26 protein-coding genes and 2 tRNA genes are annotated in these 26,224 nt (G+C 67.8%); 6 read left to right on the top strand and 22 right to left on the bottom strand.

Features of this window, described 5'->3' with window-relative positions:
* Nucleotide 1: 1 nt before the first annotated feature.
* The 15 genes from ACYVG2_RS16615 to ACYVG2_RS16545 form a co-directional block, all read right to left on the bottom strand.
* Nucleotides 2-523, bottom strand: coding sequence for a CGNR zinc finger domain-containing protein (locus ACYVG2_RS16615; protein WP_460782013.1), 522 nt, complete (start codon nt 521-523; stop codon nt 2-4).
* 209 nt (nt 524-732) lie between these two features.
* Nucleotides 733-1,398, bottom strand: a complete 666-nt coding sequence (locus ACYVG2_RS16610) for an IMPACT family protein (protein WP_460782012.1) — start codon at nt 1,396-1,398, stop codon at nt 733-735.
* A 6-nt stretch (nt 1,399-1,404) separates the two neighbouring features.
* Nucleotides 1,405-1,938, bottom strand: coding sequence for a DUF1697 domain-containing protein (locus ACYVG2_RS16605; protein ID WP_460782011.1), 534 nt, complete (start codon nt 1,936-1,938; stop codon nt 1,405-1,407).
* Nucleotides 1,935-2,534 carry an isochorismatase family protein gene (locus ACYVG2_RS16600; RefSeq protein ID WP_460782010.1) on the bottom strand — a complete coding sequence of 200 codons (600 nt, stop codon included), beginning with the start codon at nt 2,532-2,534 and terminating at the stop codon, nt 1,935-1,937. The genes ACYVG2_RS16605 and ACYVG2_RS16600 overlap by 4 nt, the downstream gene beginning before the upstream one ends.
* 57 nt (nt 2,535-2,591) lie before the next feature.
* Entirely contained in the window at nt 2,592-2,885 is a 294-nt protein-coding gene (locus tag ACYVG2_RS16595; RefSeq protein ID WP_448967451.1) for a hypothetical protein, read from the bottom strand.
* Nucleotides 2,886-3,098: 213 nt separating this feature from the next.
* A tRNA-Thr gene (locus tag ACYVG2_RS16590) sits at nt 3,099-3,174 on the bottom strand.
* Nucleotides 3,175-3,254: 80 nt separating this feature from the next.
* Nucleotides 3,255-4,823, bottom strand: a complete 1,569-nt coding sequence (locus ACYVG2_RS16585) for an alpha/beta hydrolase (RefSeq protein WP_460782008.1) — start codon at nt 4,821-4,823, stop codon at nt 3,255-3,257.
* A complete protein-coding gene (locus tag ACYVG2_RS16580; RefSeq protein WP_448967449.1) occupies nt 4,820-5,980 on the bottom strand; it encodes a DNA polymerase III subunit delta' in 1,161 nt (386 codons plus the stop codon). Before ACYVG2_RS16580 ends, ACYVG2_RS16585 begins: the two co-directional genes overlap by 4 nt.
* A gap of 45 nt (nt 5,981-6,025) precedes the next feature.
* Nucleotides 6,026-6,652: a dTMP kinase gene (tmk, locus tag ACYVG2_RS16575; RefSeq protein WP_448967448.1), complete on the bottom strand. Its 627-nt coding sequence runs from the start codon at nt 6,650-6,652 to the stop codon at nt 6,026-6,028.
* Between the two features lie 6 nt (nt 6,653-6,658).
* Nucleotides 6,659-9,430 (bottom strand): type I DNA topoisomerase, encoded by a 2,772-nt coding sequence (gene topA / locus ACYVG2_RS16570; RefSeq protein ID WP_460782006.1) that lies wholly within the window; start codon nt 9,428-9,430, stop codon nt 6,659-6,661.
* A gap of 77 nt (nt 9,431-9,507) precedes the next feature.
* A complete protein-coding gene (locus ACYVG2_RS16565; protein ID WP_448967446.1) occupies nt 9,508-9,837 on the bottom strand; it encodes an Rv3654c family TadE-like protein in 330 nt (109 codons plus the stop codon).
* Nucleotides 9,837-10,181: a TadE family type IV pilus minor pilin gene (locus tag ACYVG2_RS16560; protein ID WP_460782005.1), complete on the bottom strand. Its 345-nt coding sequence runs from the start codon at nt 10,179-10,181 to the stop codon at nt 9,837-9,839. Before ACYVG2_RS16560 ends, ACYVG2_RS16565 begins: the two co-directional genes overlap by 1 nt.
* A 35-nt stretch (nt 10,182-10,216) precedes the next feature.
* The gene (locus tag ACYVG2_RS16555) at nt 10,217-10,414 is read right to left on the bottom strand and encodes a DUF4244 domain-containing protein (protein WP_259063896.1); all 198 of its coding nucleotides are present in this window, start codon (nt 10,412-10,414) and stop codon (nt 10,217-10,219) included.
* Nucleotides 10,415-10,442: 28 nt separating this feature from the next.
* Nucleotides 10,443-11,342, bottom strand: coding sequence for a type II secretion system F family protein (locus tag ACYVG2_RS16550; protein ID WP_460782003.1), 900 nt, complete (start codon nt 11,340-11,342; stop codon nt 10,443-10,445).
* Nucleotides 11,343-11,353: 11 nt separating this feature from the next.
* A complete protein-coding gene (locus tag ACYVG2_RS16545; RefSeq protein ID WP_460782002.1) occupies nt 11,354-12,358 on the bottom strand; it encodes a TadA family conjugal transfer-associated ATPase in 1,005 nt (334 codons plus the stop codon).
* Nucleotides 12,359-12,708: 350 nt separating this feature from the next.
* Here ACYVG2_RS16545 and acs point away from each other — a divergent pair, with 350 nt between their 5' ends.
* A complete protein-coding gene (gene acs / locus ACYVG2_RS16540; RefSeq protein WP_460782001.1) occupies nt 12,709-14,676 on the top strand; it encodes an acetate--CoA ligase in 1,968 nt (655 codons plus the stop codon).
* Nucleotides 14,677-14,734: 58 nt separating this feature from the next.
* Here the strand turns inward: acs and ACYVG2_RS16535 are convergent, their stop codons facing one another.
* Nucleotides 14,735-15,193: a RidA family protein gene (locus ACYVG2_RS16535; RefSeq protein ID WP_460782000.1), complete on the bottom strand. Its 459-nt coding sequence runs from the start codon at nt 15,191-15,193 to the stop codon at nt 14,735-14,737.
* Nucleotides 15,190-15,414, bottom strand: coding sequence for a DUF4177 domain-containing protein (locus tag ACYVG2_RS16530; protein WP_460781998.1), 225 nt, complete (start codon nt 15,412-15,414; stop codon nt 15,190-15,192). The genes ACYVG2_RS16535 and ACYVG2_RS16530 overlap by 4 nt, the downstream gene beginning before the upstream one ends.
* Nucleotides 15,415-15,493: 79 nt before the next feature.
* On the opposite strand from ACYVG2_RS16530, the gene ACYVG2_RS16525 reads away from it, so the two are divergent.
* From ACYVG2_RS16525 to ACYVG2_RS16505, 5 genes are all read left to right on the top strand, one after another.
* Nucleotides 15,494-18,079 (top strand): transglycosylase domain-containing protein, encoded by a 2,586-nt coding sequence (locus ACYVG2_RS16525; protein WP_460781997.1) that lies wholly within the window; start codon nt 15,494-15,496, stop codon nt 18,077-18,079.
* Entirely contained in the window at nt 18,070-19,020 is a 951-nt protein-coding gene (locus ACYVG2_RS16520) for a metallophosphoesterase (RefSeq protein ID WP_460781996.1), read from the top strand. The genes ACYVG2_RS16525 and ACYVG2_RS16520 overlap by 10 nt, the downstream gene beginning before the upstream one ends.
* 59 nt (nt 19,021-19,079) lie before the next feature.
* Nucleotides 19,080-19,156 (top strand) — tRNA-Pro (locus tag ACYVG2_RS16515).
* A gap of 89 nt (nt 19,157-19,245) precedes the next feature.
* Nucleotides 19,246-20,001, top strand: coding sequence for an HAD-IIB family hydrolase (locus ACYVG2_RS16510; protein WP_460781995.1), 756 nt, complete (start codon nt 19,246-19,248; stop codon nt 19,999-20,001).
* Between the two features lie 34 nt (nt 20,002-20,035).
* The gene (locus ACYVG2_RS16505; RefSeq protein ID WP_460781994.1) at nt 20,036-20,878 is read left to right on the top strand and encodes a DUF1295 domain-containing protein; all 843 of its coding nucleotides are present in this window, start codon (nt 20,036-20,038) and stop codon (nt 20,876-20,878) included.
* On the opposite strand, the gene ACYVG2_RS16500 is transcribed toward ACYVG2_RS16505, so the two are convergent.
* The 5 genes from ACYVG2_RS16500 to ACYVG2_RS16480 form a co-directional block, all read right to left on the bottom strand.
* Nucleotides 20,867-22,132 carry an alpha-hydroxy acid oxidase gene (locus tag ACYVG2_RS16500; protein WP_460781993.1) on the bottom strand — a complete coding sequence of 422 codons (1,266 nt, stop codon included), beginning with the start codon at nt 22,130-22,132 and terminating at the stop codon, nt 20,867-20,869. The two genes, ACYVG2_RS16505 and ACYVG2_RS16500, sit on opposite strands and share 12 nt — an antisense overlap.
* 10 nt (nt 22,133-22,142) lie before the next feature.
* The gene (locus tag ACYVG2_RS16495; RefSeq protein WP_460781992.1) at nt 22,143-22,868 is read right to left on the bottom strand and encodes a FadR/GntR family transcriptional regulator; all 726 of its coding nucleotides are present in this window, start codon (nt 22,866-22,868) and stop codon (nt 22,143-22,145) included.
* Nucleotides 22,869-22,952: 84 nt separating this feature from the next.
* Nucleotides 22,953-23,606, bottom strand: coding sequence for a thymidine kinase (locus tag ACYVG2_RS16490; RefSeq protein ID WP_460781991.1), 654 nt, complete (start codon nt 23,604-23,606; stop codon nt 22,953-22,955).
* Between the two features lie 9 nt (nt 23,607-23,615).
* Entirely contained in the window at nt 23,616-25,046 is a 1,431-nt protein-coding gene (gene mqo, locus ACYVG2_RS16485; RefSeq protein ID WP_460782120.1) for a malate dehydrogenase (quinone), read from the bottom strand.
* Between the two features lie 97 nt (nt 25,047-25,143).
* On the bottom strand, nt 25,144-26,214 hold the full coding sequence (locus tag ACYVG2_RS16480) for an aspartate-semialdehyde dehydrogenase (protein WP_460781990.1): 1,071 nt from the start codon (nt 26,212-26,214) through the stop codon (nt 25,144-25,146).
* Nucleotides 26,215-26,224: the final 10 nt, after the last annotated feature.

Genomic DNA, 26,224 nt, shown 5'->3' with positions numbered 1-26,224 from the left:
CTCAGGATGCCGTACGCGAACGATGGCGCCTGACCGCGGCGCGGTTCGCGCACCGCACCGAGCAGTAGCGCTGACGTCCGTTGCGGGTCACATCGACCACGACATTCGTGCACGGTGCGGCCGCGCAACGGCGCAGCCTGCTCATACCACGGGTGACGAGGTGCAGGGAGGTGCCGACGCTGATCACGGCCCGCAGGACGAACGGCAGCGCGTCGTTGCTGTCGCGGTAGTGCAGGTGCCATCCCTCGCCGTTGTGGTCCACCAGCCGCGGATAGGCCGCCGCTGACGCCATCTGGTCGTTGAGCATCGCCGCACGGTCCTCGTCGCGGTCGCTGTCGACGATCCGCAGCCAGTCGTCGATCACTTCGCGGCACGCGGTGTGGTCATCCGTCCCGTGGGCGAAATCCATCGTCATCCCGGCCTCGCGCGTGCGCTCGACGATGCCTTCGCGATGCGTGGGCCAGTCATTCGCCAGGGATGCCGCGAGGAGCACCGCGTACTCGCCGTAAGGGTTGAGATGCATAAGAGCATTACAGCACGCTGGAACCATGACCCGCCAGTACACTGCTTCCCTCCCCGTCCTGCCGGCCGCTCCCGCGGCGCACGAGCACGGCTGGATCGTCGAATCGCGGCACCCGACGAGCGAGGGTCTGGTGCTCTATGTACGCTGCGACGTGTGCGGCGCTCGACGAGTCGATGCTCAGCGGATCCCTCATCTGCCGCCTGAGGCGGTCAGTCGCGCAGCGCAGGCCTCCGGATGCCGACCAGCTTCTCCGCGCCCGTGAGCACCGGCCGCACCGCGCCACCGGACGCCGCCGCCAGTTCGGCCGACAGCGCCGGCAGCTCCGACGAAGGCGCCCACACCTCGAACTCCGCCTTCGCGCGGTACACCGGGTCGCCGAGGAGCGCACCCCGCGTGCGCACCCACTCGCGCAGCAGGTTGTCGTAGCGTCCGGCATCCGCATGCTCGACCGTCACCGCGACGGCAGAGAGCATCCGTCGATCGACGATGGTCGCGAGTTCGAGCGCTTCGGAGACGGCAGAGGAGTACGCGCGAACCAGGCCGCCGGCGCCGAGCTTGACACCGCCGAAGTACCGCGTGACCACCACGACGACATCGGTGAGCTCGCGGCGCAGCAGCACCTCCAGCATCGGGACCCCGGCCGTGCCGGACGGTTCGCCGTCATCCGAAGAGCGCGCCCGATCGCCGAGGGCTCCCGTGACCTGCGCCGAGCAGTGGTGACGGGCATCCCACGCCGCGTGCTTCACCGCGCGGATGACCCGATCCGCTTCATCCGCGGACGCGACAGGCTCCGCATGCGCGATGAATCGGGACTTCTTGATCACCAGTTCGTTGTCGACCGCCGTGGCGATCGTGGAGGGATATCGACGGCTCACCGCAGATCACGCAGTGAGCTCGACGAGCGTGCGCACGGTGCGCAGGTTGCGTGCCGTGCCGGCGACGCCGAGCGCCTTGTCGAGCGCCGCCTTCGTGAGCTTCGTGGCCTGCACCCCCCGCTCGCTGTACGAGATCCAGAGATCTCTCACCACGAGCGCGATCCGCTCTCCCGGTACGAGGCGCCCCTCGAGGGCGACGACGCCCTCGCCCGCCGGCTCGCCCTCCAAGAACATCGCGTGCACGAGCTTCTCGGCCCCGCCGTCGAAAGGCTGAGCGGCGAGCGATGCCTCGAGCTCTTCATGGGTGCGGGCGATCACGGGCGTGTCGACGCCGAACTCCGCCGCGATCACCTCGCGGACGCGCGCGCAGGACGCCACGGCATCCGCGGGCTCGTCGCAGATGATGTTGCCGCTGGCGATGTAGGTCGCGACGCCGACCAGGTCGGTCTCGGATGCCAGCACCTCACGCAACCGCGGCATCGGCACAGGATTTCGACCGCCGACGTTCACTGCCCGCAGCAGCAGGACGCTGCGGCTCACGCCTGTGGACCCTCGGCGGCCAGGGTGCTGTCGATCAGCTCGGCGCCGGCGTGCGCCATCTCGGCCAGCGCGGCCTCGCTGGATTCGGCGCCGACGCCTGCGACGAGATCGGTCAGCACACGGACGTTCACGCCGTGCGCTATCGCGTCGAGAACCGTCGCCCGCACGCAGTGATCCGTCGCGAGGCCGACGACGTCTGCCGAGAGCACGCCACGCCCGCTCAGCACCGCGGCCACCGAGGAGCCTTCCTGCGTGGCTCCCTCGAACATCGAGTATGCGGGCTTTCCCTGCCCCTTGTACACGTGGTGGGTCACGGCGTCCGTCACGAACAGCTCGTCGTAGTCAGCACCCGGGGTCTCGGCGACGCAGTGTTCCGGCCAAGTGTCGACGTAGTCGGGATCGCCTGCGAAGTGCCCGCCGTTGTCGCTGTCGCCCTCGTGCCAGTCGCGCGATGCCACGATCACGTCGTAACGGGCGGCCTGCGCCGTGAGGTACGAGGAGACGGCGGATGCCACCGCGTCTCCGCCAACGACGGCGAGCGCGCCGCCTTCGGTGAAGTCGTTCTGCACGTCGACGATGAGTAGTGCCCTGGTCATGATTCGAGGGTACGCCGTGCTCGTCCGCGTGGGAGGGAGAATCGTCGCGGTGGCGGATCAGGCCGACGCGGGAGTCGCCCGCGGCGGCATGTGCGGGATCAGGATGGGCCGCCGCGACCGGTTCTTCCGGTACAGGCGTCGAAGATCCTCGAGGACGTCGAAAGGACTCTGATACGACGACGACATGGGCAGATCACGCAACCAGGTGACTTCGACTTCCGTGTCGGACAGCGCGAAGACGCTCGCGACCGGGCGACGCGGATCATTCGTCCTGTAGCGGTGATCCAGAATCACCCACTCGTCGTCTGTGACTCTGCGCAACTCGAATCGCTGCTCGTTCGCCGCACTCATCTCAACCTCCAACCAGTCGGATCCTCATGACTGACGGGGCGTGCGGGACGGTGAAACAAGGGTGGACGAAACCCGAGCGGATCTCGTCCACCCTGTTCGACAGGCGCCGTTGCCCGTCAGTCGTCACCCACGATTATACGCTCCGGACGGGCGCATGAGCCGGGACGGCGTGAACGCGGAAACCCCCGGAGATCTCTCGATCTCCGGGGGTTGTGGAGCCGCCTGTCAGAATCGAACTGACGACCTTTTCATTACGAGTGAAATGCTCTGCCGACTGAGCTAAGGCGGCGTGCGCTGCGAGAGCGGCACGATCAACGATATTACCCTGTCGGAGCCGCCATCGCGAACCGACGCCCTGGCCCGGTCAGATCAGCTGCATTCGAGGTCGGCCTCCGGCACGGCGTCGTCGAGGAAGTAGGCCTCGACCGCCTCGTCGACGCAGATGTTGCCCTTGTTGTACCCGGTGTGGCCCTCGCCGACGCGGGTGATGAGCACGCCCGCTTCGAGCTGTTCTGCGAGTGCGACGGACCACTCGTAGGGAGTGGCCGGATCGTTCGTCGTGCCGACGACGAGGATCGGGCCCGCGCCTTCGGCGTGGATCTCGCCGCGCGTGCCGGTGGGCGGATACGGCCACACCTCGCACGTGTCGGGGCCGCTCCAGTACGGTGCGATCGTCGGCGCAGCGGCTTCGATCTTCGCCATCGTGGCGTCCTCCGCGGCCTGATCGTTCTCGAGCGGGTAGTCCATGCAGTTGTACGCCGTGAACGCCTCGCTGGAATTCGAGAGGTAGACGCCGTCTTCACGTTCGTTGTAGAAGTCGGCGAGGTAGAACGCGCTGTACGGATCGCCCTGCAGTGCCTCATCGAGCGCCTGGGTCAGGAACTCCCAGCTGTCCTGGGAGTAGAGGGCGGCGATGATGCCCGTCATCAGCGAGTCCGCGCCGAGCATCCGGCCGTCATCGTTCTTCAGGGGCGTGCGGTCGACGCTCGCGAGCAGTGCGCCGAGGTCTGCCATGGCCTCGTCCACCGTGCCGTTGAACGGGCACGACCCCGAGTCGAGGCAGTCCTGCATGTAGGCGCGCAGCGCCGCTTCGAATCCGATGGCCTGGGTCGCGCCGACCTCGAGGCCGGGAACGGCGGGGTCGATCGCGCCGTCGAGGACCAGCCTGCCCGCCTTCTCGGGGTACAGCTCGGCGTAGGTCGCGCCGAGGAACGTTCCGTAGGAGTAACCCAGGAAGTTCAACTGCTTGTCGCCGAGCACCGCGCGGATCAGATCCATGTCACGTGCAGAGTTCACGGTCGTGATGTGGGGCAGGATGCCGCCGCTGTTCGCCTCGCATGCATCGGCGAACGCCTGGTCGGCCTTGGTGAGCTCCGCCTCCCACGCATCCGTGCCGCGCGCGGCGGTGGGGATCTCGTAGAGGTACTTGTCCATGTCGGCGGCATCGAAGCACTGCACGGCGGTGGAGTCGCCGACGCCGCGCGGGTCGAACCCGATCACGTCGTAGTTCTCGATCAGATCGGCGCCGACGGCGTAATCGAGGCTGTCGAGGATGAAGTCGACGCCGCTGCCGCCCGGCCCGCCGGGGTTGGTGAGCAGCGAGCCCATCGGCGTGCCCGTGGCCTGGTGGCGCACGACCGAGAGCTCCATCGTGCCCTCGCCCGAAGGGTTCTCCCAATCCAGCGGCGCCGTGACGTACGCGCAGTCGAAGCCTGCCGCTCCCCCGTCGCACTGCGTCCACTCGAGCGTCTGCTCGTAGAACGGCAGCAGCTCGGCCGCGACGCCCTCGGTGTCGGGTGCGTTCGTCCTGGACGGCCTGGGCTCTTCCCCCTCAGGGATGATCGAGTACAGGCATCCGCTGAGCATCATGGATGCCGCGGCGAGACCTGCGGTGATCGCGACCAGGCGTCGCGCGCGAGAAGTCTGTCGAGTCTTCACGGTTTCCTCCCGCTCGCGACCGTCACGAGCAAACTCTCCAGGGCGAGCGTCGGAGCGACATTGCGCTCCAGAGCCTCCCTGGTCTCGGCAAGATGATCGAGAACAACCAGCGTACGTGTCACCGGCCATGCCTGAGCCATCGCGCTGAGATCGTCACGCAGTTCCCGGTTGATGAGATCGTCTCCCCTGCCGTACTGCAGCATCACGACGTCTCGGAACATCGACTGCAGATCGGTGAGCACACGGTCGATGCCGTCGCGCAGGCTGCGCGTCGCACGCTTCTTCTGGTCGTCCTCCAGTGCCGAGATCTGCGAGCGCAGCGCAGGCGGAACCGCCTGTCCCTCGGCGACGCCGACGGTGCGCAGCAGGCTCGCGCGCTCTGCGGCGTCGCGTTCAGCGGTCAGCGCCTTCGCATCATCGGTCGCCGCTTGGATGATCTGCCCCGCCACCTCCACGGCGCTGCCGACACCGCGCACGCCGAGCACCGAGCGCAGCGTACTGTCGCGCCTGCGGCGGGCATCGTCGTCGGTGGCGAGACGCTGCGCCATGCCGATGTGGCGCTGGGAGTGCCGCGCCGCCTGTTCTGCGGTGACCTCATCAGCACCTGTGCGCTGCACGATCAGCCGCGTGACGTCGTCGACATCGGGTTCGCGCAGCCGCAGCGGCCGCACGCGCGAGCGGATGGTGGGCAGCAGATCGGCCTCGCTCGGTGCGCAGAGGATCCAGACCGTGTTCTCGGGCGGCTCCTCGAGAGCCTTCAGCAGCACGTTCGACGTGCGCTCAACCATGCGGTCGGCGTCTTCCACGACGATCACGCGGTAGCGGCCGGCCGAAGGCGCGAAGTACGAGCGCTCGACCAACGACCTCGCCTCTTTGATCGTGATTATGACCTTGTCGGTGCGCAGCGCCGTGACGTCGGGATGCGTGCCGGCGAGCACCTGCCGCATCGTGTTCTCGTCGTCGGGACCGTCAGCGATGAGCGCGGCCGCGAACGCGTAGGCGAGAGTCGAGCGACCGGACCCCGGAGGTCCGGTGATCAGCCACGCATGCGAGAGGGCCGAGGGATCGGATGCGGCGGTGCGCAGCGCCTCGACCGCGTCGTCCTGCCCCCACACATCCGTCCACGGGAACGGGGCGAGCGTGGGCGCGGATGGCATGGACTCAGCCTAACCGGAGCATCGGACGCGACGCGCGGCCGGTGCTCAGACGAGAGCGGCGACGCGCGCGCGGATGTCCGCGGCGATGCCCTCAGGATCCCGCGCGGCATCGACGATGAAGAAGCGCTCCGGCTCCTCGGCGGCGAGTGCGAGGAACGCCTCGCGCACGCGGATGTGGAATGCGGACTTCTCGGATTCCAGCCGATCGAACGGCTTGTCGGCCGAGTCGAGGCGGGTCCTGGCCGTCGCAGGGTCGAGATCGAGCAGCAGCGTCAGGTCGGGCAGTGCGCCCTCGGTTCCCCACAGCGACAGGTCGCGCACCTCGGTCGGATCGAGCACTCGTCCTGCACCCTGGTAGGCGACGGAGGAGTCCAGGTAGCGATCCTGCAGCACGATCTCGCCGCGCTCGAGCGCCGGCCGCACGACCGTCGCGACATGATGCGCGCGGTCGGCCGCGTACAGCAGTGCCTCTGCGCGCGGCGCGATGTCGCCGCGGTGGTGCAGCACGATGTCGCGGATCAGCTGACCGACCTCGCTTCCCCCTGGCTCGCGCGTGCGCAGCACCGTGTGCCCGGCATCGGTCAGCCACTTCTCCAGCAGCTCGGCCTGGGTCGTCTTCCCCGAGCCGTCACCGCCCTCGAGAGTGATCCACACCCCTGAGCGTGCACCCACCAGCGCCTACTTCTTCTTCGCCGCGTTCGCGGCTCGGGTGGCAGCGGCCTTCTTCGCCGCAGCCGAACGCGCAGCGGCCTTCTCATCGTCGGTCTTCGCCGCTGGCTTCTTCGCTGCCGGTTTCTTGGCACCCCGCTTGGGAGCGGGGCCCTTGGCGCGCTTGTCGGCGAGCATCTGCACGGCGATCTCGAATGTGATGTCCTCGGGCTTCTGCCCGCGAGGGATCGTGACGTTCGTCTCGCCATCGGTGACATAAGCGCCGAAGCGTCCATCGCGGATGCGGATCGGCTTGCCGCTGACGGGATCGGCCTCGAACTCGGCGAGCGCACTGGACGCCCGGCGCGACCCCGCACCGTACTTCGGCTGCGCATAGATCGCGAGTGCCTGATCCAGGGTCACATCGAAGATCTGCTGTTCGCTCTCGAGCGAACGCGAGTCCGTGCCCTTCTTCAGGTACGGGCCGTAGCGGCCGTTCTGCGCGGTGATCTCGTCACCGGTCTCCGGATCGTTGCCGACGACGCGCGGCAGGCTCAGCAGCGTCAGCGCGGTGTCGAGGTCGATGTCCTCCACGGACATCGACCGGAAGAGCGAGGACGTGCGCGGCTTCGGCGCATCCTTCTTCGCAGTCTTCTTCTTGGGCTTGTCGACGACTTCACCGGTGGCCTCGTCGACCGCGACGTCCTCCTCCGGCAGGTTCTCCTGCACGTAGGGGCCGTATCGGCCGTCCTTGACGACGATGACCCGACCGTTCTCGGGGTTCTCCCCCAGCACACGGTCGCCGGCCACCGGAGCATCGATGAGCTCCTGCGCCTTGGCCGCGGTCAGTTCATCGGGCGCGAGGTCCTCAGGAACGTTGACGATGCGTCCGCGCTCTTCGGGCTTCGCAGGGTCGATGACCTCGAGGTACGGGCCGTACTTGCCGAAACGCAGCGTGGCGGTGTCGGTGATCGGCGTGGAGTTGAGCGCGCGGGCGTCGATCTCGCCGAGGTTGTCGACGACCTGCCGCAGACCGACCTGCGCCTCGGTGCCGAAGTAGAACGACTTCAACCATTCGACGCGCTTCTGCTCGCCACGGGCGATCGCGTCGAGGTCATCCTCGAGCGCTGCCGTGAAGTCGTAGTCGATCAGATCTGCGAAGTGCTCCTCGAGCAGCCGCACGACGCTGAACGCCATCCAGGTCGGCACGAGTGCCTGGCCGCGCTTGGTGGCGTAGCCGCGATCGATCACCGTGCCGATGATGCTGGCGAACGTCGAGGGGCGTCCGATGCCGTGCTCCTCGAGCGCCTTGACCAGCGATGCCTCGGTGTAGCGCGGCTTCGGGGTGGTCTTGTGCCCCTTCGCCTCAGCATCCGACATGCCCAGCTCATCGCCGACGGCGACGGCGGGAAGCGACTGGTTCGAGTCCGCGTCGGCGTCGCCCCGCTTCTCGTCCTTGCCCTCTTCATAGGCCTCGAGGAAGCCCTTGAAGGTGTATACGGTGCCGGATGCCGTGAACTCGGCGACCTCGCCGGCGGCCTGCACGGCCAGCGTCACGGTGGTCGTCTCGTACTTCGCGTCGGCCATCTGGCTCGCGACGGTGCGCTTCCAGATCAGGTCGTAGAGGCGCAGCTCTTCGCGGTCGAGTTCGCCGGAGACGGATGCGGGCTTGCGGAAGTTCTCGCCAGACGGACGGATCGCCTCGTGGGCCTCCTGCGCGTTCCTGCTCTTGGACTTGTACACGCGGGGCTTGAGGGGGACGGCCTTGTCTCCGTACAGCGCGACGGCCTGGCTCCGTGCCGCCTGCACCGCCTGGGTGCTCAGGGCGACGGAGTCCGTTCGCATATAGGTGATGAAGCCCTTCTCGTAGAGGCGCTGGGCGACGCTCATCGCCTGCTTCGCGCTCATCGAGAGCTTGCGTCCTGCCTCCTGCTGCAGCGTGGAGGTGGTGAAGGGGGCGTACGGGCTGCGCGTGCCCGGCTTGGCCTCGACCTTGGTGACGGTGCCTGCGCCTGCGGCGTCGACAGCGTGCGCGAGGGTCAGCGCCCTCTTCTCGTCGAGGACGACGACGGCCTTCTTGAGCTTTCCGTTGTCGTCGAAGTCCGTGCCTCGGGCGAGCTGGCCGCCGTCGACGCGCACCAGGCGCACCTTGAATGCGGTTCCGGTGGCGGAGGCGGATGCCTCGACGTCCCAGTAGTCGGCGGAGACGAACGCCATGCGCTCGCGCTCGCGCTCGACGATCATGCGCGTGGCGGCGGACTGCACGCGCCCAGCGGAGAGGCCGGTCTTGACCTTGTACCAGAGCACGGGCGAGACATCCCACCCGTACAGACGATCGAGGATGCGACGGGTCTCCTGCGCGTCGACGAGCGCGAGGTCGAGCTCGCGGGTGTTGCCGACGGCGGCCTGGATGGCGTCCTTGGTGATCTCGTGGAACACCATGCGCTTGACGGGCACCTTCGGCTTCAGCGTCTCCAGCAGGTGCCAGGCGATCGCCTCGCCTTCGCGGTCCTCATCAGTGGCGAGCAGGAGCTCGCCGGCGTTCTTGAGCGCGCGCTTGAGTTCGGCGACGGTCTTCGTCTTGCGATCCGACACGACGTAATACGGATCGAAGCCGTTGTCGATGTCGATCGAGTACTTCCCGTACGCGGCCTTGTCGGCGGCGGGGATGTCCTTCTTGTCAGCGAGGTCGCGGATATGGCCGACAGAGCTGAGCACCTCGTAGTCGTCGCCGAGGTACCCCTGAATCGACCTCATCTTCGTCGGAGACTCGACGATGACGAGCTTCTTGCCTTCAGCCAAGGGTGCGTCCTTTCTTCGAAGCACACCATACACACCACTGTCGTGGTGCATTCACAGCGGAGCCGTGGGTGGAACCGTCAGAATCCCTCGGGTGGCCCGGCACGGGCGCGGGAGACGGCAGCAAGACCAGCGTACGCCGCCTCGACCTGCACGGTCGCCACCGGGCCTTCCAACAGGCACGACACCAGGGTCGCTCCCGATGCCGCCGCCACCCTCGCCGCGAGGGCGCAGGGCTCCTCGCCGGTGACGATCGCGCCGGATGACGCGTCGGCGGCCGCGAGCGCGGCAGCATCCGCCGCGCCGGCGACGCGCTGCGCCGTGACCGATGCGCCGCCGACCGCCGCCAGGCCGAGGGACAGTGAAGCCGCAACGGCCAGCACACCGGCGGCCAGGGCGCTGCCCGCCATCAGAGCCCCCCGCTGAGGGCGCAGCTCGACGCCGTGAGCGGGATGTGGATCACGCGTCCGATCACCGCGTCCACGCGGGCGCTCACGCAGCTGAGGTCGCCGCGCAGCTCGCTCGACACGCGTGCGTCGTCGACGGATGCCGTCACGGCGGCGTGCGCGATCGCCGCGCTCTCGCCGCGCCCGAGCAGACGTGCCGCGTCTGCGACAGCATCCTGCAGGGAAACCTGCCGTGCGGCGGCACCGAGCGCGCCCGCTCCCAGCAGCAGTGCGAGCACCACCGCCGGGAGCGTGATCGCCAGCTCGGCGGCGACCGATCCCCGCTCGGAGTCGGTCTTCATCCTCATGAGATGCTCATCGCTCGCTCGAGCCCTGTCGCTGTCTACGAGACCGTGAGCGCACGGCGCACGAGGTCCGTGAGGATGCCGCGCACCTCATCCGAGCGCATGATGACGACCAGCAGCCCGGCGAAGGCGACCGCCGCCATCGTCGTGATGGCGTACTCCGCCGTGGCGGCCCCGGATTCATCGGTGAAGAGCGACGCAGCACGGCGCCTGGTGAGGGTCGGGATGGAGTTCATGATGTTCCTTCTTTCTGTTGTGCTGCCGTCAGATCGGCAGCGGGGTCGATGACATGACGGAGAGCATCAGCGGCGCGACGCCGAGCAGCAGGAAGGCGGGCAGCGTGCAGACGCCGAGCGGTATGAGCAGCTGCGACGAGAGCTTGGCCGCGCGCAGCCGGCCGTGTATGCGTGCATCATGGCGCTCCTGGGCGGCCGCTGCTCTCAGCAGCTCTCCCGCCGGCACGCCCGCCGCACGCGACAGTTCGAGCACGCCCCTGGTGTGCTCGCCGCTGATGCGGTCGCGCGCGGGGCTGTCGTCGACGAGCCGCAGGGAGCGCTCGATCGAGGCACCGCCCGACAGAGCGACCGACATGAGCTCTGCGTGCATGCCCGGTGTCCGCTGATCCGGCTGCGCCCGTCGCAGCAGGCGTCTCGTCCAGAGGCGCGCACCGAGCACGAGCAGTGATCCGCCGATCAGGCACGCGATGCCGATGGGGTTGGTGAACAGCACGCCGACCGTGTCGAAGCCGAGGGCGAATCCGAGCAGGAGTCCGGCGAGCGGCATCCACAGGAGCAGTCGCGCCGTGCCCGCCGGCTCTGCGAGCGCGATGCGCACGTCGTCGGCCGCAGCGGCCGCATCGCGCATCGTCTCCGCGAGCGATCTGAGCACTTCGGCGAGGGGAGCCCCCACGGTCGTCGCGACATCCCACGCCGCGGCGACGTCCGCCCACGCGCCGCCCTCGGCCTCGATCGCGTCCACGAGCGCGGCACCGTCATCGCAGCGCTCGACCACGCTCTCCGCGTGCGCATCACCGGAATCGGCGAGGTGACGCCAGGCATTGAGAGGAACGGCACCCGCCTGCAGCAGGACGGCGAGGGTGCGCACTGCCACCGCCGCCTCCTCGGCACCGGCATCCGACCGTCGCGCCGTTCGCAGAGCGCCCATCGACGCGAGCCTCACCACGGCCGCACCTCCTCGATGTCCAGCCGATCCGCGCGCAGCAGAAATCGTCCGACCTTCGCGATGCGGCGCACACCGTCACTCCCACGGGCGAGATGCACCACGATCGTGAATGCACTGACGGCCTGCCGCGCCAGGGCTGTGGCATCCATCCCGGCCAGTGCACCGAGCGCCTCCAAGCGCGCCGGCACATCGACGAGCCCGCTGGCGTGGAGGGTTCCCGCGCCGCCGTCATGTCCCGTGTTCAGCGCCGAGAGGAGCTCCCGCACCTCCTCGCCGCGGCACTCGCCCACCACGAGCCGGTCGGGCCGCATCCGCAGCGACTCGCGCACGAGACGCGCTAGGGTGATGGAGCCGGCTCCCTCCAGATTGGCCTGTCGCGCCTCGAGCGCCACGTGGTGCGGATGCGCAGGGCGCAGTTCTGCGACATCCTCGATCGTGACGATGCGCTCGGCCGCTGGAACGCTGTGCAGCAGCGCGGTCAGCAGGGTCGTCTTGCCGGTTCCGGTGCCTCCGGTGATGAGGATGTTCGCGCGATCCGCGACCAGCTGCTCCAGCCAGGCCTGCTGCGACGCGTCGAACGCTCCCAGTGCCGCCAGCGCGTCGAGATCGGCCGCCCGCACCCTGGGGATGCGCACCGACACCGCGGTACCGGAAGCGGACACCGGCGCGAGCACCGCGTGCACGCGGATTCCGGACGCCAACCGCACATCGACACAGGGCGACTGGTCATCCAGGTGACGGCCGCCCGCTCCGATCAGCGCGACGGCGAGGTCGCGCACTTCCCGCTCTGATGCCGCCCATCCGGCCACCCGCTCTGCGCCGTCGCCGCGGTCGACGAACAATCCGTCCGTGCCGTTCACGAAGACATCCGTCACCCGGGGATCGTCGCAGTGCTCAGCGAGCGGCCCGAACGCGGCGTCCAGATCGACGGGGACGGCACGTCCGCCGACCGACACGGGCGCCGCATCGCGCGGCTGGATGATGAACGGCTGTGGCATGCCCCGACGTTATGCGCCGCCGCGATCGCGCACACGCGGCTATCGCACGTGCTGTGCGGAATCCGTCGCGTGGCCCCTGCGGTGCAGAACGACTGCAGACACGGAGAAGGGCGGCACCTCACGGGGGGAATGGGATGCCGCCCAGAGGCGTGCCGGTCCGGGGAGAACGGGCACGCCGAGGCCGAATCAAATTGCGGCTGTCGTCGAGTGTACGCATGGCAGCCGTCCTCACAAAACCCACGTGGTTACCGACTTTCGGCAGTATTGACCGGAACAGGCGCAGACTAGATTCACCGTGTCACGGTCGTGCGCTCTGCACGACCTCGTCCCGCCGCAAAGGAGCGCATGCCATGAGCAGCCAGATCGATCATCTCCTCGACGAGACCCGCAGGTTCCCGCCGTCCGAGGATTTCGCCGCCGCCGCCGTCGCTCAGCCGGAGATATACGACCGTGCAGCGACCGACCGGGAGGCGTTCTGGGGCGATCAGGCCCGCGAGCTCATCCACTGGCACAAGCCCTTCACACGTGTCCTCGACTGGTCGACTCCGCCTTTCGCCAAGTGGTTCGACGACGGCGAGCTCAACGTCGCCTACAACTGCCTCGATCGCCACGTCGAGGAGGGCAACGGCGACCGCGTCGCGATCCTCTGGGAGGGCGAGCCAGGCGATTCACGACGCATCACGTACGCCGAACTGACCGATGAGGTCAAGCGCGTCGCGAACGTGCTGTCCGGATTCGGAGTCGGGCCGGGAGATCGTGTCGCGATCTACCTCCCGATGATCCCCGAGGCCGTCGCGTCGATGCTCGCCGTCGCGCGCCTCGGTGCCGTCCACTCCGTCGTCTTCGGCGGTTTCAGCGCCGACAGCCTCCGCTCACGCATCGACGATGCCGGGGCCAAGGTCGTCATCACCGCCGACGGCGGCTATCGCAAGGGCCGCGTGTCGGCGCTCAAGCCCGCTGTCGATCAGGCCCTCAGCGATCGAGGAGACGGCGTGCAGCAGACCGTCGAGCACGTCCTCGTCGTCAAGCGCGGCGAGAACGACGTGGACTGGGTCGAGGGCCGCGACGTGTGGTGGCACGATGCCGTGCCCGCGGCGTCCGCCGAGCACGACGCTCAGGCGTTCCCCGCCGAGAATCCGCTGTTCATCCTGTACACCTCCGGCACCACCGGGAAGCCGAAGGGCATCCTGCACACCTCGGGCGGATACCTCACCCAGGCGGCCTACACCCATAAGAACGTGTTCGATCTGAAGCCGGAGTCCGACGTGTTCTGGTGCACGGCCGACATCGGCTGGGTCACCGGTCACACCTACGTCGCCTACGGCCCGTTGGCCAACGGCGCCACGCAGGTGCTCTACGAGGGCACACCGGATGCGCCGCATCCCGGACGCTGGTGGGAGATCATCGAGAAGTACGGCGTGACGATCTTCTACACGGCGCCGACCGCGATCCGCTCGTTCATGAAGATCGGGCGCAGCGTTCCCAAGAAGTTCGATCTGTCCTCCATCCGTCTGCTCGGATCGGTGGGTGAGCCCATCAACCCCGAAGCGTGGATGTGGTACCGGGAGGTGATCGGCGGGGGCGACACCCCGATCGTCGACACGTGGTGGCAGACCGAGACCGGGGCGATCATGGTGTCGCCGCTGCCCGGTGTGACGGCGACCAAGCCGGGCTCTGCGCAGGTGCCCCTGCCCGGCATCACGATCGATGTGGTCGACGAATCCGGCGAAGAGGTCGGCAACGGCAAGGGCGGTCTGCTCGTGATCACGGAGCCGTGGCCGAGCATGCTGCGCGGCATCTGGGGCGATCCGGAACGGTACAAGGAGACGTACTGGGAGAAGTTCGAGAAGCAGGGCTACTACTTCGCCGGAGATGGCGCGCGCCTCGACGAGGACGGCGATCTGTGGCTGCTCGGACGCGTCGACGATGTGATGAACGTCTCTGGCCATCGCCTGTCGACCGCCGAGATCGAATCGTCGCTCGTGGCGCACGAGGCCACGGCGGAGGCCGCAGTTGTCGGCGCGTCGGATGAGACCACCGGCCAGGCCGTGGTCGCCTTCGTGATCATCAAGGAGAGCTACCTGTCCGCTCATGACGCGGCGGGGCTCGCGACGCAGCTGCGCCAATGGGTCGGCGAGCAGATCGGCGCGATCGCGCGGCCGCGCGACGTCTACATCGTCGGCGAACTGCCCAAGACCCGCTCCGGAAAGATCATGCGCCGCCTGCTGCGCGATGTCGCAGAGGGCCGTGAGGTCGGAGACACCACGACATTGGCCGACACCGCGGTGATGAGCATCATCTCGGCGCAGGTCAAGTAACCGGATCCATGAGAAAGGTCCCCACGCCCATCGGGCGCGGGGACCTTTCTCATCGCCTTCAGGCGAGGATGAAGGTGACCTCCACCTCGACGGGGCTGTCGAGCGGCAGAACCGAGACACCGACAGCTGCACGGGCGTGCTGCCCTGAGTCGCCGAAGATCTCGCCGAGCACCTCGCTCGCACCGTTGATCACGCCGGGCTGGCCGGTGAAGGCAGGATCGGATGCGACGAAGCCGCCGACGCGCAGCACTCCGCCGATCTTCTCCAGTCCGCCTGCGGCGGCGGCCGCGGCGGCGAGCGCGTTCAGCGCGCAGGTGCGCGCGTACGCCTTGGCGTCGTCCGCCGTCACCTCAGTGCCGACCTTGCCGGTCGCGGGGAGTGCACCTGCTGCGAACGGCAGCTGCCCGGAGGTGTAGACGAGGCCGCCGTGCACGACGGCGGGGACGTACGCCGCGACGGGAGCAGCGACCTCCGGCAGATCGATACCGAGCTCGCTCAGGCGCGCCTCGAGGCTCACTGGGCGTCCCCTTCGAACTGACGTGCGGCCTGCTCAGCGGCCGCGAGTCCTGCACTGTTGGATCCGTCCTGCGACACCGGCCGCTTGAAGTAGGCCACGAGGCCCCCCTCCGGCCCCTGGACGACCTGGACGAGTTCCCAGCCCTGCTTGCCCCAGTTGTTGAGGATCGCGGCGGTGTTGTGGATCAGCAACGGGGTGGTGAGGTACTCCCACGTGGTCATGGCACTCCTGCGGTCAGAGACGGTCGACAAGCCCGATCGTCAAAGGCGGTATTCAGGGAACTCCCCTACGATCTAGCGTATGCCTCAGAAGAATCGCACGGCGAAAGGCGTGCTCGGTGGACTTCTCGGTCTGATCGGGCTCAGCGCTGTCGCCGGGATCCTGGTGACCGCGACGGTCACGCCCGCACTCGCCGTCGCCGGTGCCGCCGGATCCCAAGCCCTCGATCTGTTCGACAAGCTGCCTTCGTATCTGAAGCCGGACGCGCCGATGGAGCCGAGCACGTTCTATGCGATCGGTCACGACGGCAAGCCGGTGCAGATGGCGACGTTCTTCGACCAGAACCGCACGCAGGTCAACTTCGATCAGATCTCGCCCATCATGTACGACGCCATCCTCTCCAGTGAGGACAAGGGCTACTACGAGCACGGCGGGGTCAACCTCGGCGCGACGGCGAAGGCACTGATCGACAACCTCCGCGGCACCTCGTCGCGGGGCGCGTCGACGATCAGCCAGCAGTACGTGAAGAACGTGCTCGTGCAGCAGTGCGAGCAGAAGGTGCTGCCCGGCGACGAGAACTATTCCGACAAGACCGCGCAGTGCTGGCTCGATGCCACCAATGCCGTGGGCACGGACGGCATCGAGCGCAAGCTGCAGGAGATGCGCTATGCCATCCAGATCGAGAAGGACTACTCAAAGAACGAGATCCTTCTCGGGTATCTGAACATCGCCAGCTTCGGCGGAACCGTCTACGGCATCGAGGCCGCGTCGAAGTACTACTTCAATACGAGTGCATCGAACCTGACAGTTGCACAGGCGGCGACGCTCGCCGGCATCGTGCAGAACCCGAACCGGTACCGTATCGACAAGATCGGCGGCTCCGCCACCGACGCGGACGGCAACCCGGTCAATGGCGAGGCAGACGGTTACGAGCTGACGAAGGTCCGCCGCGACTACGTCATCAACCGCATGTACGAAGACGGCAAGATCACCGAGGCGCAGCACACCGAGGCGATCGAGACGCCGATCACCCCCGCTCTCAACCCCCCTGCGCAGGGATGCGCGGCTGCGGGTAACAACGCGTACTTCTGCCAGTACGTCAAGACGGTGGTGCTCAGCGATACGACCTTCGGTGATACCTACGCCGAGCGCGTGAAGGCGCTGCAGCGCGACGGCCTGGAGATCTACACCTCGCTGGATCTGCGCATCCAGGACCCCGCCGTCACCGCTCTCAAGGACCGCGTGCCGGCCAACTACGACAACCAGCACTTCGGAGGCGCCGGCGTAACGATCGAACCTGCGACGGGTCGCGTTCTCGCGATGACCCAGAACACCACGTTCCAGGAGACCCCGACCGAGGATCAGCAATACTCGAGCCTCGTGTACGCCGCGGACTATGCACATGGCGGTTCGGCAGGATTCCCGGTCGGCTCGTCCTACAAGCTGTTCACTCTGATCAACTGGCTCGAGACCGGGCATTCCGTCAGAGAATCACTCAACGGCCGTCACCAGGCGCTGGACATGAACGTGTGCGACGGGGAGACGAGCCCCCTCGACACGAGTGATGTCGGCAACTTCGACAACGCCGGCGGTTACACCGGCACGCCGATGCAGTTCACGAGGGACTCGTTGAACTCGGGATACTTCGCGATGGCCTCGAAACTCGAGATCTGCGACATCAACGCCGTGGCCGACCGCATGGGGGTCACGACGTACGACATCGACACCCGCGACACTGCGAAGACGACGGACGCCAATTATCCGTACAACGTTCTCGGCGACAAGCCCATCGCTCCGCTCGACATGGCCGGCGCCTACGCGACGGTCGCGAACAAGGGCGTGTTCTGCGAGCCGAAGTCGATCGATAGGGTCGTCAACCAGAAGGGCGAGGAGCTGCCGATTCCGGCGACCAGCTGCTCTCAGGTGATCAGCCCCGAAGTCGCGGCGACCGCGGCGTATGCACTGCAGGGCGTCATGGATTCCGGCGGCACCGGTCAGAACGCCAACCCCTACGACGGCACTCCCCTCATCGGAAAGACCGGGTCGCACCAGACCTACGCGACGATGATGATCGAGTCCAGCACGAAGGCCACGACAGCCGTGTACATCGGCCGTACAGAGGGCACCGCGAACATCTGGAACGAGTGGTACAACGACAACCGCCTGCAGGACATCCGGTACGACGTCGCCCGTGACATGCAGTACACGGCCAATCAGGTCCTCGGCGGCGGAGACCGCTTCCCCGAGCCCGACCCCAATCTGTCCCGCCGCATACTGGTCGATCTGCCGAGCGTCGTCGGGCAGAGCGTGGCGGATGCGACCGCGACCCTCGAGAACGCAGGATTCTCGGTGTCCGTCGGGCCCGAGGTCGACAGCGACGCCGCCAAGGGCATCATCGCCAAGCAGGACCCCGGTGCCGGCCAGGTCTCCAGCGGCACGACCGTCACGATCTCGCCGAGCAACGGACAGGGCGCGACAGTGCCCGACGTGTCCGGAAGCAAGCTCGCGGATGCCGTGGAGGCGCTGAAGGCCGCCGGGTTCACCACCGTCAGTCCGCATGCCTCATGCTCCGCCGGCGACGACGACAAGAAGACGGTGACGAGCACCACCCCTGCGGCCGGAACCGCCACGAAGAAGTCGACTGCCGTGACAGTCAAGTGCTCGTAACAGGCTCCCGCTCCGCACACCCGGCCCTCATCGCGCTCAGCGCGGTGGGGGCCGTCGGTGCTGCCTGCGCGGTGTGGGGCATCGGCATCGAACGCCACCTCTTCACGGTTCGCGAAGCCTCGGCCGAGGCGCTCCCAGCCGGCTCGCGACCGATCCGGGTCCTGCACGTCTCGGATGCGCACATGGCACCCTGGCAACGACGCAAGCAGGACTGGCTGTCATCGCTCGCCGAGCTGGAGCCCGACCTCGTCGTCAACACCGGTGACAATCTCGGGCACCGTGACGGCCTGCAGGGCATCCGCCGCGCTTTCGACGCCTTCGCCGGCATCCCCGGCGTGTTCGTGCACGGCTCCAACGACGTGTTCGGTCCGTCGCCGCGCAACCCTCTGCGCTACTTCTCCGGACCTTCGCAGCGGCATCGGGAGCCAGAGCACCTCGACACGGATGCGCTCGACGCGTACTTCACCGACGAGCTCGGCTGGACCGATCTGAACAACGCGGCCGCACGCTTGCGGGTCGGCGGTGCCGACATCGACCTGTTCGGCGTCGACGATGCGCACCGCGACTGGGACGACCTCGATGCGGTGCCGGCGGCCATCGCCGCACTCGGCGCCCGCGATGCCGGCACTCCCCTGCTGGGGGTCACCCACGCCCCGTACCAGCGCGTGCTCAACTCGTTCACCGACCTCGGCGCGCAGGCGATCTTCGGCGGGCACACCCACGGCGGCCAGGTCTGCCTCCCCGGCTTCGGCACTCTCGTCGCGAACTGCGACATCCCGCTGAAGCAGGCGAAGGGGCTCAGCACCTGGACGCACGGTGGCCGCAGCATCCCTCTGAACGTCAGCGCCGGCTGCGGGCATTCGATCTACGCGCCGGTGCGCTTCGCGTGCCGCCCGGAGGCGACGCTGCTGACGCTCACGGCACCGGGCACGTCCGCCTAGCGCGGGCGAGCGTCGATTCGGCGCAGCGCACGATTGCCTGTAGACTCAAACGGTTGCAACGGGGTGTGGCGCAGCTTGGTAGCGCGCTTCGTTCGGGACGAAGAGGCCGCAGGTTCAAATCCTGTCACCCCGACCACTGTTGCAAGAAGGCCGCCCTCCGGGGCGGCCTTCTTCTCTTCCCGGATGGAAAGAATGCCGCGCCACGCTCGCTACGCTGGAGACATCATGACCACTCCCCGCCTCGTCGCATTCGACCTCGATGACACGCTCGCTCCGTCGAAGAGCGCCATCGATCCCAGGATCGCCGCTCAGCTGCTCGCGCTCCTGCGCCGCGTCGATGTGGCGATCATCTCCGGCGGCAACGAACAGCAGTTCCGCACCCAGGTGATATCCCGGCTCGGCGATGCGGATGCCGTGGACCTCGGCCGTCTGCACCTGCTGCCCACCTGCGGCACACGCTACCTGCGCCACGACGGCGTCGGGTTCGACACGGTCTACGCGCACGATCTCTCGGATGAGCAGAAGTCGGCCGCGCTGCAGGCGCTTCGCGAAGAGGCGGAGCGGCTCGGATTGTGGGAGCCGAATCCCTGGGGCGAGATCCTCGAGGACCGCGGTTCGCAGATCACGTTCTCCGCACTCGGGCAGAAGGCCCCGCACGAGGCGAAGCAGGCGTGGGACCCCTCGGGCGCCAAGCGCGCTCTACTGCGCGACGCCGTGGCCGCCCGCCTGCCCGAACTCGAGGTGCGCTCTGGCGGTTCGACCTCGATCGACATCACTCTCGCCGGCATCGACAAGGCGCACGGCATGAAGGCCCTCGCCGAGCACACCGGCATCCCTCTCAGCGACATGCTGTTCTACGGCGACCGCCTCGACGAGGGGGGCAACGACTACCCGGTCAAGGCACTCGGCGTCCGGTCGATCGCGGTCACCGGGTGGGAGCACACCACGTCCGAGCTGGAATCGCTGATCCCCACGCTGTAGTCGCCCAGCGAGAGCCTGGTCGTAGCATTACGGCATGGATCCGCTGACACTCACCATCATCGTCGCCGCGTGCGCCAGTGCGGCGTGCTGGCTGCTGTCCCTGTTCACCCGCGACACCTCGTGGGTGGACCGCGCATGGTCGATCGTGCCGGTCGTCTACGTGTGGATCTTCGCCGTCGCCGCCCTCGCCTCGGGAATCGAGGCGACTCGCCTCGTGATCATGGCCGTCCTCGTCACCGCGTGGGGCGTCAGACTCACCTTCAACTTCGCGCGCAAGGGCGGGTACACAGGCACCGAGGACTACCGATGGGCGATACTGCGCAAGCGGATGCGCCCGTGGCAGTTCCAGCTCTTCAACCTGCTGTTCATCATCGGGTTCCAGATGACGCTGCTCGTGCTCATCACCCTCCCTGCTCACCTCGCGCTGCAGCATCCTGCGCCGTTCACCGCCTGGGATGCCGTGTTCGGGGCGCTCTTCCTCGCGCTGCTGATCGGCGAGACGATCGCCGACCAGCAGCAGTGGAACTTCCACCGGAGCAAGGCCGCCGGCCGCGCATCCGGATTCCTGACCGCCGGGCTGTTCCGCTACAGCCGGCACCCGAACTTCTTCTTCGAGCAGGCTCAGTGGTGGGTGTTCTACGCGATCGGTGCGACGGCGGCCGCGGCATCCGGTCTGGGCTTCTTCGGAGGCGTGCTGAACGAGACGATCATCGGCGCGCTGCTGCTGACCGCGCTCTTCATCGGCTCGACGATCTTCACGGAATCGATCTCGGCATCCAGGTACCCCGAGTACGCGGAGTACCGGCGCCGCACCTCGATGATCGTGCCGCTTCCCCCTCGCACGGCGAAGCAGTGTGAACCGCGATCAGCCGGCTGAGACCTCCGTCCGCGCCGACGCCCCTCCCACCGGCACGAGCCGGGTGAGCTGGGTGACATGCGCAGGCTCGAGCTCGGCGAGGGAGGCGACGCCGAGCAGACGCATGGTGCGCTCGATCTCGGTGCGCAGGATGGCGATCGTGCGATCGACGCCCTGCCGGCCGCCGGCCATCAGCCCGTACAGGTATGCGCGTCCGATGAGGGTGAAGTCCGCGCCCAGTGCGACGGATGCGACGATGTCGGCCCCGTTCATGATCCCGGTGTCGATCATCACGGTGAAGTCGTCGCCCACCGCCGCCCGCACCTTCGGCAGCAGGTGGAACGGGATGGGCGCGCGATCGAGCTGGCGGCCGCCGTGGTTGGACAGCACGATGCCGTCGACACCGGCATCCTGCAGGCGCACCGAGTCCTCGACGTTCTGCACGCCCTTGATGACGATCCGGCCCGGCCAGAGATCGCGGATCACTGCGAGGTCGTCATAGCTGATCGTCGGGTCCATGGCGGCGTCCAGCAGCTCGCCGACCGTGCCGCCCGTGGTGCTGAGCGAGGCGAACTCGAGCTTCGGCGTGGTGAGGAAGTCCCACCACCACCAGGGGCGGGGAATGGCGTTGATGATCGTCCCGAGCGTCAGCTGCGGCGGGATCGAGAACCCGTTGCGCTTGTCGCGCAGGCGGGCGCCGGCGACCGGGGTGTCGACGGTGAAGTGCAGCGTGTCGAAGCCCGCAGCGGCGGCACGGCGGGTGAGTTCGTACGAGATCTCGCGGTCGCGCATGACGTAGAGCTGGAACCAGTTGCGCCCGTTCGGGTTCGCTGCCTTCACGCCCTCGATCGAGGTCGTTCCGAGCGTGGAGAGCGTGAACGGGATGCCGGCGGCAGCTGCCGCACCCGCCCCCGCCTCCTCGCCCTCGGTCTGCATGAGACGGGTGAATCCCGTCGGCGCGATGCCGAACGGCAGCGCGCTGGGGCCGCCGAGGATGTCGACGGAGGTGTCGACGTCGGGCGCGGGCTTGAAGATGCCGGGGTGGAACTCGACGTCCTGGAACGCCTGTCGCGCGCGCGTCAGCGACAACTCGCCCTCCGCGGCGCCGTCGGTGTAGTCGAACGCCGCCTTCGGCGTACGGCGCTTCGCGATCGTGCGCAGGTCGTCGATCGTGAGCGCCGCGTCGAGGCGGCGCTTGCGTCCGTCGAACTCCGGCTTCTTGAACTTCATGAGCTCGAGGAGTTCTGAGGGCTGGGGAACCTGGCGGGTGACCATGGCCGTCCTTTCAGTGAGGCGGATGTGTGCGGGTCAGACCGGCGGCGGTGTAGTAGCCGGTGATGTGGTCGTGGACGAGGGCGCGCGCGGCATCCGCATCTCCCCCGTCGATCGCAGCGATCAGTGCGCGGTGCTCATGCCGCAACCGGATCGCCATCGCATCCCAGTCGTCGATGGATGCCGAGCCGGCGAGCACGTACGACTCGATGGAGGTGCGCAGTCCCGCCATCATCGCGGCGATCACGGTGTTGCCGCTGGACTCGGCCAGCGCAAGATGCATCTGCGCGTCGAGCGCGAGGAACTCGCCGGTCGTGAGCCCCTCGGCATCCATCGCGTCGAGCAGCCCGTGGGCCGCGCCGGTGTCGCGCGCGGGGTTCGATGCGAGATCCGACACGACGGCATCCTCGAGCACCAGCCTCGTGCGCACCACGTCGCCCAGCGCGAAGCCCTGTGCGGCCACCTGAAGCCGCAGAAGCGCCGACATGCCCCCGGAGGGCGTGGCGATCACGATCGCGCCCGACTGCGGCCCTGAGCCGGTCGCCGTGCGGATCAGCCCCAGGACCTCGAGCACGCGCAGCGCCTCACGGACGCTCGAACGGCCGACGCCCAGATCGGCGGCGAGATCTCGCTCCGACGCGAGCCGGTCGCCGGGGCCGAGGCGACCGTCGAGCAGGTCGCGCTCGATGTGCTCGAGCACGACGCGCCACGCGCGCGGTGTCTGCGCAGCATCCGGCATCGGCATCCTCCATGAGCGATCTCGTGGTCTGACCACAGACTAGCCGCTGTGGTCTGACCACGCAATCCAGACGTAGAGGGCGCTTCAGCCCAGACGCCCGCCGGATTCCTGCAGGTAGCAGTCGCCGCACAGCGACTCGTACGTGACGACGTCGGCCGGGGCGCCGGCCGCGGCACCCTCGTCGATCGCCACCTGGTCGCCGTCGAACACGAAGCGCCCGTTGATCACGCGGCCGTTGAAGACGGCCTTGCGTCCGCAACGGCAGATCGTCTTGAGCTCCTCGAGCGAGTGCGCGATGGCGAGCAGACGTGCCGAGCCGGGGAAGGCATGGGTGAGGAAGTCGTTGCGGATGCCGTAGGCCATCACGGGGATGCCGTCGACCACGGCGATCCGGAAGAGGTCATCGATCTGCGCGGGCGTGAGGAACTGCGCTTCGTCGATGAGCAGGCACGCCACATCGATCGGTTCGCCGGGGATCAGACCCTCGTCGTTGCGCTGCCGCATCCGCGCCCGTTCACGCTGGAACAGCGCACGCGCGTCACCGTCCGGCGGGATGAGGAAATCGACCTCGCGCGTCATGCCGAGGCGGCTCTCCACCTGATTCGCACCCTTGGTGTCGATCGCCGGCTTGGCGAGCAGCACGTGCTGCCCGCGCTCCTCGTAGTTGTACGCCGCCTGCAGCAGTGCCGTGGATTTGCCGGAGTTCATCGCCCCGTAGCGGAAGTACAGCTTCGCCACGGTGCGCTGCTACCTCGAGATGCCGAGGGCGGCCGCCGTCGCCGTCATGGACTCGTCCGCAGCGGCCGGGTTCTCGTTGAGCTTCTCGCCGTAGGTCGGGATCAGTTCGCGCAGTGCAGGCTCCCACCCGGCGTACTGCTCGGGGAAGCACTTCTTCAGCAGGTTCAGCATGATCGGCACGGCCGTGGACGCACCCGGCGATGCACCGAGCAGCCCGGCTATCGAACCGTCGGCAGCGGAGACGACCTCCGTGCCGAACTGCAGCACGCCGCCCTTCTCCGGGTCCTTCTTCATGACCTGCGCGCGCTGACCGGCATCGATGAGCGACCAGTCCTCGTCCTTGGCGGTGGGCATGAACACGCGGAGGCCGTCGACCTTCTTGCGATGGTTCTTGAGCAGCTCGCCGACCAGGTAGGTGATCAGATCGGGGTTGGCGAATGCGACCCGCAGCATCGGCCACAGGTTGTGCGTGCGCACCTGGCTGACGATGTCGAACATCGAGCCGTTCTTGAGGAACTTCGGGCTGAACGTCGCGAACGGACCGAACAGCAGCGACGCCTCGCCGTCCACCACGCGCGTGTCCAGGTGCGGCACCGACATGGGCGGCGCGCCGACGGATGCCTGCGAGTAGACCTTCGCCTTGTGCTGGGAGACGACAGCGGGGTTCGTCGTCTTGAGGAACTGTCCGCCGATCGGGAAGACGCCGTACCCCTTGATCTCCGGGATGCCGGAGCGCTGGAGCAGTTTCAATGCCCAGCCGCCGGCGCCGACGAAGACGAACTTCGCGTTGAGCTCGCCCGGCGTGTGCCCCAGTGCCCGCCGGTACGACACCCGCCAGCTGCCGTCGTTCTGCTTCTTGAGCTTTCGCACTTCCTGGTTCGTGCGCAGTTCGACGCCACTGGCCGCGAGGTGATCGAAGAGCTGATGCGTCAGTGCGCCGAAGTCGACGTCGGTGCCGGCCGGAACCCTGGTCGCCGCGAACGGCTCGCCCTTGCGCCGCTTCTGCATGAGCAGCGGGGCCCACTGGTTGATGACGCGGGAGTCCTCGCTGTACTCGATGCCCTCGAACAGCGGCTGCTCCTTGAGCACCTCGTAGCGCGCCTTGAGGTAGGCGACGTCCTTCTCGCCGCGCACGAAAGTCATGTGCGGGGTGGCGTTGATGAACGTCGACGGCTCATCGAGCACGCCCTTGGAGACCAGCGACGACCAGAACTGGCGGCTCTGCTGGAACTGCTCATTGATCGAGACGGCCTTGGCGGGATCGAGCGGTCCGCCGTCGCTCTGCGGCATGTAGTTCAGCTCGCAGAGCGCCGCGTGGCCCGTGCCCGCGTTGTTCCAGGGGTTCGAGCTCTCCTGGGCGACATCGGACAGTCGCTCGAAGGCGACGATCTTCCAGTCGGGCTGGAGTTCGTGCAGCAGAGTGCCCAGTGTGGCGCTCATGATGCCACCACCGATGAGGACGACGTCGACGGATTCAGTCACCAGACCAGTCTAGTTCGCCCTCCCGCAGCCGCGAACCACCGCCGGATCGTCGACCCTACGCCGCGACGCCCAGTCGCGCCCCGACGATCTCTGCGATCTGCACGGCGTTCAGCGCGGCCCCCTTGCGGAGGTTGTCGTTGCTGACGAACAGCACGAGCCCCTTGTTCTCGGGTGCGGACTGATCGGCGCGGATGCGGCCGACGTAGCTCGGGTCGTTGCCTGCGGCCTTGAGAGGCGTCGGTACCTCTTCGAGCACGACGCCGGGAGCTGCGGCGAGCACCTCGGCCGCGCGCTGGGGCGTGATGTCTCGAGCGAACTCCGCGTGGATCGACAGGGAGTGCCCGGTGAAGACGGGAACGCGCACACATGTTCCGGCGACCCGGAGCTCGGGCAGCTCGAGGATCTTGCGGCTCTCGTTGCGGAGCTTCTTCTCCTCGTCGGTCTCGTTGAAGCCGTCGTCGACGATCGATCCGGCGAGCGGGATGACGTCGAAAGCGATGGGTGCGACGTACTTCTGCGGTGCGGGGAAGTCGATGGCCGAGCCGTTGTGGACCAGTTCCAGGACGCCGCCCTGCTCGATGGCGGACTCGACCTGGCCGAGAAGCTCCTGCGCACCGGCGAGCCCCGAACCGGAGACCGCCTGGTACGTGCTGACGATGAGCCGCTCGAGACCGGCCTCAGCCGCGAGCGGCTTGAGGACGGGCATGACGGCCATCGTGGTGCAGTTCGGGTTGGCGATGATGCCCTTGGGGCGCTCATCGATCGCATGGGGGTTGACTTCGCTGACCACGAGCGGGACCTCTGGGTCGTTCCGCCAGGCGCTGGAATTGTCGATCACGACAGCACCGGCGGCCGCGAAGCGCTCCGCGTAGGCGCGGCTGGCCGTGGCGCCTGCGGAGAAGAGCGCGATCTCGATGCCGGCGGGGTCGGCCGTCTCGACGTCCTCGACGATCACGTCGACTCCGGCGAACGCGATCGACGTTCCGGCGGAGCGCGCGGAGGAGAACAGCCGCAGCTCACGGATCGGGAACGAGCGCTCCGCGAGAATCTCACGCATCACGGTGCCCACCTGGCCGGTGGCGCCGACGATGGCGACGGAGTGTCCTGAGTCGGAGATACGGGTCATGAAAGGCTCT

The organism is Microbacterium shaanxiense (assembly GCF_054779995.1).
This window is presented reverse-complemented; position numbering and strand designations above follow the sequence as displayed.

Coding starts and splice junctions, on each gene's coding strand:
- ACYVG2_RS16510 (WP_460781995.1), top strand. CDS start 19,246: ATGACCACTCCCCGCCTCGTCGCATTCGACCTCGATGACACGCTCGCT.
- ACYVG2_RS16545 (WP_460782002.1), bottom strand. CDS start 12,358: ATGCCACAGCCGTTCATCATCCAGCCGCGCGATGCGGCGCCCGTGTCG.
- ACYVG2_RS16565 (WP_448967446.1), bottom strand. CDS start 9,837: ATGGCGGGCAGCGCCCTGGCCGCCGGTGTGCTGGCCGTTGCGGCTTCA.
- ACYVG2_RS16500 (WP_460781993.1), bottom strand. CDS start 22,132: ATGGTCACCCGCCAGGTTCCCCAGCCCTCAGAACTCCTCGAGCTCATG.
- ACYVG2_RS16615 (WP_460782013.1), bottom strand. CDS start 523: ATGCATCTCAACCCTTACGGCGAGTACGCGGTGCTCCTCGCGGCATCC.
- ACYVG2_RS16550 (WP_460782003.1), bottom strand. CDS start 11,342: ATGGGCGCTCTGCGAACGGCGCGACGGTCGGATGCCGGTGCCGAGGAG.
- ACYVG2_RS16580 (WP_448967449.1), bottom strand. CDS start 5,980: ATGCCATCCGCGCCCACGCTCGCCCCGTTCCCGTGGACGGATGTGTGG.
- acs (WP_460782001.1), top strand. CDS start 12,709: ATGAGCAGCCAGATCGATCATCTCCTCGACGAGACCCGCAGGTTCCCG.
- ACYVG2_RS16595 (WP_448967451.1), bottom strand. CDS start 2,885: ATGAGTGCGGCGAACGAGCAGCGATTCGAGTTGCGCAGAGTCACAGAC.
- mqo (WP_460782120.1), bottom strand. CDS start 25,046: ATGAGCGCCACACTGGGCACTCTGCTGCACGAACTCCAGCCCGACTGG.
- ACYVG2_RS16560 (WP_460782005.1), bottom strand. CDS start 10,181: ATGAGGATGAAGACCGACTCCGAGCGGGGATCGGTCGCCGCCGAGCTG.
- ACYVG2_RS16505 (WP_460781994.1), top strand. CDS start 20,036: ATGGATCCGCTGACACTCACCATCATCGTCGCCGCGTGCGCCAGTGCG.
- ACYVG2_RS16495 (WP_460781992.1), bottom strand. CDS start 22,868: ATGCCGGATGCTGCGCAGACACCGCGCGCGTGGCGCGTCGTGCTCGAG.
- ACYVG2_RS16530 (WP_460781998.1), bottom strand. CDS start 15,414: ATGACCACGTGGGAGTACCTCACCACCCCGTTGCTGATCCACAACACC.
- ACYVG2_RS16555 (WP_259063896.1), bottom strand. CDS start 10,414: ATGAACTCCATCCCGACCCTCACCAGGCGCCGTGCTGCGTCGCTCTTC.
- ACYVG2_RS16525 (WP_460781997.1), top strand. CDS start 15,494: ATGCCTCAGAAGAATCGCACGGCGAAAGGCGTGCTCGGTGGACTTCTC.
- ACYVG2_RS16600 (WP_460782010.1), bottom strand. CDS start 2,534: ATGACCAGGGCACTACTCATCGTCGACGTGCAGAACGACTTCACCGAA.
- ACYVG2_RS16480 (WP_460781990.1), bottom strand. CDS start 26,214: ATGACCCGTATCTCCGACTCAGGACACTCCGTCGCCATCGTCGGCGCC.